The sequence below is a fragment of the Noviherbaspirillum sp. genome, from assembly GCF_036846085.1.
Classification (GTDB): domain Bacteria; phylum Pseudomonadota; class Gammaproteobacteria; order Burkholderiales; family Burkholderiaceae_D; genus Noviherbaspirillum.
Map to the genome: position 1 here is coordinate 1 of NZ_DAIUCO010000183.1, position 10,677 is coordinate 10,677.

Below are 10,677 nucleotides of genomic sequence, written 5' to 3' on the forward strand. Positions count from 1 at the left end.
CTGCAGGAACAACAGGCGGGACGATTGGTCCAGCGCGTTCTTGAAATCGAAACCTACCGCATGATGGCATTGCTGGGACTGCCGCATGCGCAGCATGCGACGCCTGTCCTGAATACGATCGAGACCGAGCTGGCAAGGCTCACCGCTGCGATGGTGGATACCGATACGGCTGGCGGCGCAGGGGATGCCGATGGAGAGCAGCGACTCCTCAGGACAATCACCGGCCTGGCTGCCCGGGTTGAAAAGCTGTCGCTCGACAACGGCTATCGTTTCTCCGCGTCGCAGGCGTATGTGCAGCTGGTCCATGCACGCATCGAGGAACTGCGCGAGCATCGTATCGAAGGCATACCGACGGTCGAAGAGTTCATGGAGCGGCGCCTGACCCCCGCAATGAATACATGCGAATCCATAGCGCGCCGGCAGCAAATGCTCGCAGGGCGAATTGCGCATACCAATGACCTGTTGCGTACCCGCGTCGGCATCGTCCAGGAGCAGCAGAACAAGCAAATCCTGCAATCCATGAACACCCGCGCCGCCCAGCAATTGCGGCTGCAGCAGGCGGTGGAAGGACTGTCGGTCGTGGCGATTTCCTATTATCTGGCAGGCCTGTTCAACTATGCAGGCAAGGCTGCCAAGGCGGCCGGATGGCCGGTGAATCCGGATATGGCGACCGGCGTCCTGCTGCCCTTGATTGCGGCGGGTGTATGGCTGGGATTGCGGCGGATGCACAGACGGGTAGAGGTGCACTGAGGCAGACGGTGGTGCCCCAGGAAGCGTGCAGGATTACCGCCCGTTCATGTCCCGCGTTGCCGTATCGCCATGGCGTCGTTTGAAAAGTCGGACCGATAGGCCCGGATCGGTAGGCCGCTCTAGCCGCGCTCGCGCAGGATGCGGGCAACCTGCGGAATGCGTCGGATATTGCGCATCAGGCGGGCAAGATGGACACGGTCTTCCACCTGAATCGTGAACCGCAATTGGGTCAGGGAGTGATCCTGGTCGTTGTCCATGCCGACGTGCGTGATGTTGGCATCCGATTCGCCGATTTCGGCGGCGATGCGGGCAAGGACGCCTTTCTCGTTGTGCACCAGGATCTTGATGCGGCAGTCGAAGCGGCGGGGCAATTCACTTCCCCATGCCAGTTCGATCCATCGGTCGGGCTCCTTGGAGCGCTGGCGTTTGGCCGTGTCGCAATCGATCGCATGCACCATCAGGCCCTGATCGCGACGCAATTGCCCCATGATGGCATCCCCGGGGATGGGTTGACAGCATGGCGCCAGTTGTACCGACACGCCTTCCGTGCCGGTGATGATGACGGGGTCCAGCCGCGGCGTGCGCATCTCGGCATTGTCGGTGAGGGCGCCCGCATCGTGCGCCCCTTCGAGCAGCCCGGCGATGTGCCGTGCCACGAGCATCGCCATGCGTTTGCCGACGCCGATATCGGCATGCAGTTCATCAAGCGATTTGGCGCTCGACTCATTCAACAATCTCTCCACCAGGCAGGGATCGAGCTCCGGTTCGATTGCCAGCGCGGTCAGCGCCTGTGCCAGCAGGCGCCGGCCCAGTTCGGTGGATTCGGATAGGTTGGCGGTGCGCAGGTGGTGCCGGATGGCGGACCTTGCCTTGCCCGTACGGACGAAGGTCAGCCAGTTCGGGCTGGGACGTGAATGCGGCGCGGTGACGATTTCCACGATGTCGCCGTTGCGCAGCTCGGTGCGCAATGCAGCGGGCTCATGATTGACCTTGGCCGCAACCGACTGGTCGCCGATGTCGGTATGGATGGTGTAGGCGAAATCCAGCACCGTCGCGCCGCGGGGGAGGGCGATGATCTTGGATTTCGGGGTGAACACGTAGACCGAATCGGGAAACAGGTCGACCTTCACATGTTCGAGGAATTCAGCGGAGTCGCCGGTCTGCTTCTGGATGTCGAGCAGCGATTGCAGCCACGCATGCGTGCGCTGCTGCAGGTCCGAAAGGCTGGCATCCTCGTTCTTGTAAAGCCAGTGCGCCGCAACGCCGGATTCGGCGACGCGGTGCATTTCCTGCGTGCGAATCTGAAACTCCACCGGCGTGCCGTACGGGCCGATCAGCGTGGTATGCAGCGACTGGTAGCCGTTGAGCTTCGGGATGGCGATGTAATCCTTGAATTTGCCGGGCATCGGCTTGTAGAGCGCATGCAGCGTGCCCAGTGCGACATAGCAGTTGGCGAAACTGTCGACCACCACGCGGAAGCCGTATACGTCCAGTACCTGGGAGAAGGACAGGTGCTTGTTGCGCATCTTGCGATAGATGCCGAACAGGGTTTTTTCCCGGCCGTAAACTTGCGCCTGGACGCCGGCCGCAGCCAGCGTATTTTTCACGGAATCGAGAATCTTGCTGACGACTTCACGTCGGTTCCCGCGTGCCGCCTTGACGGCTTTCGAGAGCGTCTTGTAGCGAACCGGGTAAAGGTGGGAAAACGCCAGGTCCTGCAGTTCGCGATAAATGTTGTTGAGGCCGAGCCGATGGGCAATCGGCACATATACCTCCATCGTCTCGCGCGCGATGCGCCGCTTTTTTTCCGGCGACATGAAGCCGAGCGTGCGCATGTTGTGCAGCCGGTCGGCCAGCTTGACCAGGATGACGCGCACGTCGCGTGCCATCGCCAGCAGCATCTTGCGGAAGTTCTCGGCCTGGATTTCGATCTGGCTCTGAAATTCGATCTTGTCGAGTTTCGACAGTCCGTCAACCAGTGTCGCCACCGGTGCGCCGAAGCGCTCGATCAGTTCTTCCTTCTTGACGTCCTGGTCTTCCATCACGTCATGCAGCAGCGCCGCCATGATGGCCTGCGCATCCAGCTTCCAATCCGCGCAAATTTCGGCAACGGCAATCGGATGGGAAATGTAGGGTTCGCCGGATTTGCGCATCTGGCCGAGATGCATCTCGTCGGAAAAGCGATATGCTTCCTTGACTTTCTTCAGCTCGGAAGGCGTCAGGTATTCGGCGAGTTTTGCATTCAGCTGGGTGACGGATGCGACGCCGGCAACAGCGCCGTTCGGGTCGGCGCCGTTGTGGTCGGTATTCCTGTGGGCCGAGCGGTCGGATGCCGCCCGGTTAGGTAGAGCAACTGATAAGGTCGAATCTGTGGGGATCAGGTTCATAAACTGAGGATATCAGCCGCTTCATGGTTGTGGAACTTAACTCGGGACTTTCTTGAGCATTTCAATTCCGACTTTTCCGGCAGCGATTTCGCGCAGCGCTATAACGGTCGGCTTGTCCTTGGCTTCCAGCTTCGGGGTATGTCCCTGCAGCAGTTGGCGTGCGCGGTATGTCGCAGCCAAAGTCAGCTGGAAGCGGTTTGGTATTTCTTGTAGGCAATCTTCAATTGTGACGCGGGCCATTCATGCTCCTGGAGGATTAATTTAATATGCCGTGCAAGCCCAATTGGGCGAACAGGGAAGTGTTCCGTGCAGCTTGCTGCGCATACCGACAACGACTGGCTTTTACAATGGCTGTCAATTCGGCTAAAGCGGTCGCAAACTCTTGATTAATAATAACATATTCAAACTCGGGCGCGTGCGCGATCTCCCCTCCGGCAGCCAGAATTCGACGGGTGATGACCGACGGATCGTCCTGTCCGCGCTTGTTCAGGCGTTCTTCCAGAACGGCGATTGACGGCGGCAGGATGAAAATGCCTACCGCATCGGGAAACTGCTTCTTTACCTGTTGCGCGCCTTGCCAGTCTATTTCCAGCAAAACATCGGTGCCGGCCCGCATTTGGTCGGAAATCATCAGGCGCGATGTTCCATAGTAATTACCGTGGACTTCAGCCGATTCCAAAAATTCCCCGGATTCCCGTCTTGTCAGAAAATCTCTTACGGAGGTGAAGTAATACTCTCGCCCATGCTGTTCCTTGGGGCGGGGCGCGCGAGTCGTGTAGGAAATCGATAACTTGATTGACGGCTCCTGGGCAAGCAATGCATTGACCAGTGTCGACTTTCCGGCGCCGGATGGCGCAACGACCATGAACAGGCTGCCGGAGGAAGGATGGAGATCGGACATGAAAAGACTCGGCGAAGAAGGTTGGGCGGTTATCCGGTACGGAAATTATTCTAGATTCTGAACTTGTTCCCGCATCTGCTCAATGAGCAGTTTCATTGACATCGATGCATCCGACAGCTCCTTCAGGGCGGCCTTGGAGCCAACCGTGTTCGCCTCCCGGTTCAATTCCTGCATCATGAAATCCAGCCGCTTACCGACCGGGCCACCTTTGGCGAGGATGTGACGGGTTTCTGTCAGGTGTGCGGACAGGCGTGACAATTCCTCTGCGACGTCGATGCGGATACCATACAGCGTCACTTCCTGCCTGATGCGTTCCAGCGCTTCTTCCCGCGAAACGGTGGATGTCGTCGCCGTACCGGTTTGCATGGCGATGCCCAGCGCTTCCTGCATTCGTTCCGTCGCTTTCTGCTGGAACTGCGCGATCGCCTGCGGCACCATGGGTGTGATCCGTTTGACAATGGATTCCATATCGTCGACACGCGACAACAGCATTGCCTGCAGTGCGGCACCCTCGCGGTTGCGGGACTCGACGAATGCATCGACCGCGGCAGCCATCGTGGCGGCAACCTCGCCCTGCAGCGATTCCTGGTTTGCGTCAGCCTCTTCCAGCATGCCCGGCCAGCGCAGCAATTCGTGCACAGACAGCGCCTGCGCATCATGGAACTGTTCCCGGATAGCGGCCTGCAGCTTGGATAAGGACTGCATCAGAGGTGCATTCAAGGCTTGCGAAGTCCCGCTCGCCGCCTTTCGTCCGAAGCTCAGTCGGCACTCGACCTTTCCGCGCCCAACCCGGCCCATGATGGCTTCACGCAACGCAGGTTCGAAAGCGCGCATGTCGTCATTGATGCGAAATTGCAGATCAAGAAAACGGGAATTGACGCTCTTGATTTCAATCGTCAGCGTTCCCGCTGTTGTTTCACGTGCGACGACCGCGTATCCGGTCATACTCGATATAGTCAAAATTCAGCCTTCTTCTTTACAAAACAGGGATTTGTCAACACAATCGCAGGTAACCTCTGCATGCGAAACTAGCATGTGAAACCGAATGTGAATCATTAGGACACTATGGCCGCGCAAAACAACGCTCCGTTACCGGATGGGCTTGAAATAGCTGGATATCGCATTGTAAAGAAGATTGCGTCAGGCGGGTTCAGTATTGTCTACCTGGCCTATGACGAGGACGGTAACGCCGTTGCGATCAAGGAGTATCTTCCAAGTTCACTGGCGTTACGCCAGCCGGGCGAGCTGGTTCCGGCGATCTCCGCGGAAAATCTGCCGGTATTCCGGATCGGATTGAAGTGCTTCTTCGAGGAAGGGCGGGCGCTGGCGCGCATCTCGCATCCCAATGTTGTCAGTGTGATCAATTTTTTCCGCGCCAACGACACGGTGTACATGGTGATGGCGTATGAGTCGGGGCGTTCACTGCAGGACCATATCCTGCGCCGCCGGGACAAGGGCGAGCGTCCGCTCGTATCGGAACGATTCATTCGCAAGATGTTCAATCAGGTGATGAACGGCTTGCGGGAAGTGCATACCAACAAGCTGCTGCATCTCGATCTGAAACCGGCCAATATCTACCTGCGCATGGACGGCACGCCGATTCTGCTGGATTTCGGTGCCGCTCGCCAGACGCTGAAAACCGATATGCCGAAGCTGTACCCGATGTACACGCCGGGCTTTGCGCCGCCGGAGCTCTACGTCAAGAACGGCAATCTCGGCCCCTGGACAGATATCTATAGCATCGGCGCGTCGATGTTCGCGTGCATGGTCGGTGCACCGCCGCAGCCGGCGGACCAGCGCAAGACCAATGACAAGATGGACGATCACTTCCGCAAGCTGGAAAGCATGTATTCGCGCGAGCTGATTCAGGTCATCCGGTGGAGCCTGCGCGTCGATCCCCTGGAACGTCCGCAAAGCGTGTTCGCACTGCAAAAGGCACTGCGCGAACCGGTTTCGGAAAAGAAGGAAGTCGACATCCTCGGAAAAGTTTCGACCAGGCTGAAGGGCTTGCTTGCCAATTTTGGCCGAAATTCTCCGGCCATCGGAACGACAATTCAGGAACATACCAAGTAACCGGACACGCGCATGCGATTCTCTGTATACCAGGAAAGCCATATCGGCGGCCGCAAGAACAACCAGGATCGCATGGGATACAGCTTCACGCGCGATGCGCTGCTGCTGTTGCTTGCGGACGGAATGGGCGGACACATCCAGGGCGAAATGGCTGCCACCATCGCATTGCAGACGGTGGGCTCCCTGTTCCAGCAGAATGCCAATCCCTATGTCAAGAAACCGGAACGGTTCCTCGAAGACAGTTTCTTTGCTGCGCACCGTGAAATTCATCGCTATCGCGCCATCAACAATCTGCCTGAAACGCCGCGCACAACCATCGTCGCCTGCCTGATCCAGCATGGAAATGCGTTCTGGGCGCATTGCGGCGACTCGCGCTTGTACTGGATGCGGCAGGGACAGATACTGGCCCGCACGAGGGATCATTCCCGCATCGAGACGCTGATCGCGCAAGGTAAGGTCGATCCTTCCGAGCGGGACACCCATCCGGACCGCAACAAGCTGTTCAACTGCCTCGGAGCGCCGAACATGCCGATCGTGGAACTGTCGCGCCGTTCCAGCCTGCAATCCGGCGATGTGATCCTGTTGTGTTCCGATGGCTTATGGTCCGTATTGCCGGATCATGTACTGGCCCAGCGCTTGCAGAACAACACCGTGGTCAGGGCCGTGCCGGAATTGCTTGCAACCGCCACCGGCATCGCCGGCAAGGCCAGCGATAATGTCACGGCACTGGCGCTGATGTGGGAAGGCGGCCATAATCTCCAGGATCCAAACAGCACCATCACCACTCACACACTGCCCGTGGGAAGCGTTACCACGACGATTCAGGCGCCGCGTCATGCCGATCTCGAACAGGCCGATGTATTCAACGACTCCGAGATTGAAAAAGCGATCGAGGAAATCCGTGGCGCGATTGAAAAATCTTCCCGCATCACTTCTAAAAATTAGGCAACTCCATGTCGTTTGAAAACCGTCCCAGCGGGCGGGCCGCCGATGCATTGCGCGCCGTCCGTATTACCCGTCAATACACCAAGCATGCCGAAGGTTCGGTCCTGATCGAATTCGGCGACACCCGCGTGCTTTGCACTGCCAGTATCGAAGAGAAAGTGCCGGGATTCCTGAAGGGAAAAGGGCAGGGATGGATGACTGCGGAGTACGGCATGCTCCCACGCTCCACGCATACACGCATGGACCGCGAGGCGGCCAGGGGAAAGCAATCCGGGCGCACGCAGGAAATCCAGCGGCTGATCGGCCGCTCGCTACGCGCGGCCTTCGACCTGGAAGCCTTCGGTGAACGTACCCTTCAGCTCGATTGCGATGTCCTCCAGGCCGATGGTGGAACCCGCACCGCCGCCATCACCGGCGCGATGGTGGCAGCCTACGACGCCTTCGCCGGCCTGATGGCGCGCGGCGCGATCGGAACAATGCCGGTAAAGCATTTCGTCGCCGCGGTCTCGGTCGGTGTGCATGGCGGCCGGCCGGTACTCGACCTCGACTATATTGAAGATTCCGACTGTGATACCGATATGAATGTCGTGATGACCGACAGCGGCCACTTCGTCGAAGTACAGGGAACGGCGGAAGGCGCGGCCTTTGATCGCGCTACCATGAATACACTTCTCGACCTTGCGCAGAAAGGCATCGGCGAGTTGATCGTATTGCAAAAAAAGGCGCTCGGCCTGTCCTGACATAATTTGCTTACCCCGCCGGTTCGTACCGCAGCGGATTTACATCATGAACCGCACCATCGTTCTCGCTTCGAACAATGCCGGCAAGCTGAAGGAATTTAGCGAGTTGCTGGATCCTCTGGGTTTCAGCCTTCGCACGCAAGGCGAATTCAATGTGCCGGAAGCTGATGAGCCGCACCCTACGTTCATAGAAAACGCACTTGCGAAAGCGCGTCATGCATCGCGGCTGACCGGACTTGCCGCACTGGCTGACGATTCGGGTGTCTGTGCCAATGCGCTGGAAGGCGCGCCCGGCGTATTCTCGGCCCGTTTCGCCGGCGAACCGAAGTCCGACGCTCGCAACAATTCGAAGCTCATCGAAGAGCTTGCGCCGTATGCGGACAAATCGGCCTACTATTACTGTGTGCTTGTCCTGGTGCGCCATGCGAACGATCCGCAACCGGTCATAGCGGAAGGCCGCTGGGACGGTGAAATCATCGCCGATGCGCGCGGACAGGGCGGGTTCGGCTATGACCCCCATTTTTGGTTGCCGCCGCTGCAAAAGACGGCAGCGGAATTGTCCGCCCAGGAAAAAAACCGGCTCTCGCACCGCGGGCAGGCATTGCGCGTATTGGTGGAGAAGTTGCGATGATACCCATCAAGCCCGTAACGTCCGGGGCCACGACGAAAAGTACATCAACCCCCGCCGAGGCAGCGGCGGCATTTCTGCGGCCGGGCACGCTGCACCTGACGGCGTTGCCGCCGTTGTCACTGTATGTGCATTTTCCGTGGTGCGTCCGTAAATGTCCCTATTGCGATTTCAATTCCCATGAAGCTAGGGACGGCTTTCCTGAAAAGGAATACCTTGACGCACTGCGCACTGATCTGGAGGCTGCGCTACCGCTGATTTGGGGCAGGAAGATTTATACGATCTTCATCGGCGGCGGTACGCCAAGCCTGATGTCGGCCGCGGGATTGGATCGCTTGCTGTCCGATATACGAACCTTGCTGCCGCTGGATGGCCGCGCCGAAATTACGATGGAGGCGAATCCGGGCACGTTTGAAATGGAGAAATTCCGGTCGTATCGCGCAAGCGGCATCAACCGCCTGTCGATCGGCATCCAGAGCTTCAATCCACATCACTTGCAGGCGCTCGGCCGCATTCATGACGGCGATGAAGCGAGAAGGGCGGTCGACATTGCCCATGCCGCCTTTGATAACTTCAATCTCGACCTGATGTATGCATTGCCGTCCCAGACACTGGATGAAGCGGCGCAGGATGTGGCGACGGCAATTGGATTCGCGCCGCCGCATTTGTCGCTTTACCACCTGACCCTGGAGCCGAACACCTATTTCGCCAAATATCCGCCCACGGTACCGGATGACGACCTGAGCGCGGAGATGCAGGACATGATTCAGGATCGGACTGCCGCCGCCGGATATGGGCATTACGAGGTTTCCGCCTATGCGCAGGCAGGTCGCCAGGCACGGCACAATCTGAACTACTGGCAGTTCGGAGACTATCTCGGCATTGGCGCCGGCGCGCATTCGAAGTTGTCGTTCCCGCATCGGATCATCAGGCAGATGCGCTACAAGCAGCCGAAAGCCTATCTTGAAAATACGGTGAAAGGATCGCCGGTGCAGGAGGAGTTTGAAATTGAACGAGGCGAACTCGGATTCGAATTCATGCTGAATGCACTGCGCCTGAACGATGGATTCGAAGTCAACCTGTTCGCGGAGCGCACCGGCATGGCCATCAATGCGATCGGGCAAGCGCTCGACCAGGCGGAACGGAAAGGATTGCTGTATCGCGACCACCGGATCATCCGCCCGACCGAACTTGGCAGGCGTTTCCTGAACGACCTGCAGCAAATGTTTTTACGTGAATAGCTGTTTATTTGCCATTCATCATTCGGCAATCAGAGGCGACTTCGGTATAATTCCGGCTACGGAAGGTTGGCAGAGCGGTTGAATGCACCGGTCTTGAAAACCGGCGAGGATGCGAGTCCTCCGTGAGTTCGAATCTCACACCTTCCGCCAATCCATTGCCATATTCATGGCTTCGACGCTTCCAGTGATGATTTTGCGGGTTCTTAGTGCTCGTATCTGTGCGCATCTATGTCTGCGCTATCTGATGTCGTCGACGTAGGGCTCAAGTCGTGTACAGAAGCGCAACGGATTCCCCGTGCGCGAAGAATTTCAATGGGGAATGGCCTGACAACAAAGGCATTTGCGCTCGATCGGGCTGATTTAAGCTTGGCCTAAGATTCAACGATTAACATTACCCATGAGTAACCGCATATCTGTGTTACTCGCATCGTATTTTTCCTTCACAGAGCTTGTCCTGCAGCATCCCCATGCTGTGGGATTTTTTTTGTGCGTCATATTTCGCTGTGCTTTTGTGGCATATCAAAATCGACCGATGCCACTTCGATAATATGTCTGTATTCAAGCTTTTCCGAGTGAGCATAGCTCAAAAGAAATGGCTGTTTGTACCGGGGCTGGCGGTATGTAAATATTCCAGCACCAGATTTTCAGGCCCAGCCATTGCGCTGGGCTTTTTGTTTGACGGGGCGATTTGATTCGTGCATCGATCCTTACTTAAAACTCCTGGGCCAACGAACGGTATTCAAATTCGTGCCGCCCGAACGCACCAGAGCATCGCGATCGCCGTGCAGGCGATATAGAGCTGCGTCAGCCATTCGTCATCCAATGCTGCCAACAAAATTTCCACGTCGTCTCCTGTAGGAAAACCACAGAATGATGCATGGTGGAAATTGCGTTTTGACGGTTCTCAAATTTTCCTGTGGTCAATTCAAACCGAATCGCTACACGCATTGCAGGACACTTAAGGCAACGCTGAACAAGTAAACGAGATTGCTTATCGAGCGTTATAGATGCT

11 protein-coding genes and 1 tRNA gene are annotated in these 10,677 nt (G+C 57.4%); 8 read left to right on the plus strand and 4 right to left on the minus strand.

Annotated features, from left to right (window positions below):
• A partial coding sequence (locus tag V7080_RS18500) for a DUF3422 domain-containing protein (protein ID WP_334189869.1) occupies positions 1-750 on the plus strand: 750 nt, incomplete at its 5' end.
• Positions 751-869: 119 nt separating this feature from the next.
• On the opposite strand, the gene V7080_RS18505 is transcribed toward V7080_RS18500, so the two are convergent.
• Genes V7080_RS18505 through V7080_RS18520 form a run of 4 tightly spaced genes read right to left on the minus strand, consistent with a single transcriptional unit; the run spans position 870 to position 4,998 of the window.
• Positions 870-3,137: a RelA/SpoT family protein gene (locus tag V7080_RS18505; protein WP_334189870.1), complete on the minus strand. Its 2,268-nt coding sequence runs from the start codon at positions 3,135-3,137 to the stop codon at positions 870-872.
• Positions 3,138-3,173: 36 nt separating this feature from the next.
• Positions 3,174-3,377, minus strand: a complete 204-nt coding sequence (rpoZ, locus tag V7080_RS18510; protein WP_326861315.1) for a DNA-directed RNA polymerase subunit omega — start codon at positions 3,375-3,377, stop codon at positions 3,174-3,176.
• 16 nt (positions 3,378-3,393) lie between these two features.
• On the minus strand, positions 3,394-4,038 hold the full coding sequence (gene gmk, locus V7080_RS18515; protein WP_334189871.1) for a guanylate kinase: 645 nt from the start codon (positions 4,036-4,038) through the stop codon (positions 3,394-3,396).
• Between the two features lie 45 nt (positions 4,039-4,083).
• Complete coding sequence (locus tag V7080_RS18520) at positions 4,084-4,998, minus strand: YicC/YloC family endoribonuclease (RefSeq protein ID WP_334189872.1); 915 nt, start codon at positions 4,996-4,998, stop codon at positions 4,084-4,086.
• A gap of 105 nt (positions 4,999-5,103) precedes the next feature.
• Here V7080_RS18520 and V7080_RS18525 point away from each other — a divergent pair, with 105 nt between their 5' ends.
• The 7 genes from V7080_RS18525 to V7080_RS18555 all read left to right on the plus strand — a co-directional run bounded on the left by V7080_RS18525 (position 5,104) and on the right by V7080_RS18555 (position 10,357).
• Entirely contained in the window at positions 5,104-6,111 is a 1,008-nt protein-coding gene (locus V7080_RS18525; RefSeq protein ID WP_334189873.1) for a serine/threonine protein kinase, read from the plus strand.
• A 12-nt stretch (positions 6,112-6,123) separates the two neighbouring features.
• Positions 6,124-7,056, plus strand: coding sequence for a PP2C family protein-serine/threonine phosphatase (locus V7080_RS18530; protein ID WP_334189874.1), 933 nt, complete (start codon positions 6,124-6,126; stop codon positions 7,054-7,056).
• 8 nt (positions 7,057-7,064) lie between these two features.
• Positions 7,065-7,796, plus strand: coding sequence for a ribonuclease PH (gene rph / locus V7080_RS18535; RefSeq protein WP_334189875.1), 732 nt, complete (start codon positions 7,065-7,067; stop codon positions 7,794-7,796).
• A gap of 46 nt (positions 7,797-7,842) precedes the next feature.
• Positions 7,843-8,427, plus strand: a complete 585-nt coding sequence (gene rdgB / locus V7080_RS18540; protein ID WP_334189876.1) for an RdgB/HAM1 family non-canonical purine NTP pyrophosphatase — start codon at positions 7,843-7,845, stop codon at positions 8,425-8,427.
• The gene (gene hemW, locus V7080_RS18545) at positions 8,424-9,665 is read left to right on the plus strand and encodes a radical SAM family heme chaperone HemW (RefSeq protein WP_334189877.1); all 1,242 of its coding nucleotides are present in this window, start codon (positions 8,424-8,426) and stop codon (positions 9,663-9,665) included. The genes rdgB and hemW overlap by 4 nt, the downstream gene beginning before the upstream one ends.
• Positions 9,666-9,725: 60 nt before the next feature.
• A tRNA-Ser gene (locus V7080_RS18550) sits at positions 9,726-9,815 on the plus strand.
• 317 nt (positions 9,816-10,132) lie between these two features.
• Positions 10,133-10,357, plus strand: a complete 225-nt coding sequence (locus V7080_RS18555) for a hypothetical protein (RefSeq protein WP_334189878.1) — start codon at positions 10,133-10,135, stop codon at positions 10,355-10,357.
• Positions 10,358-10,677 lie beyond the last annotated feature (320 nt).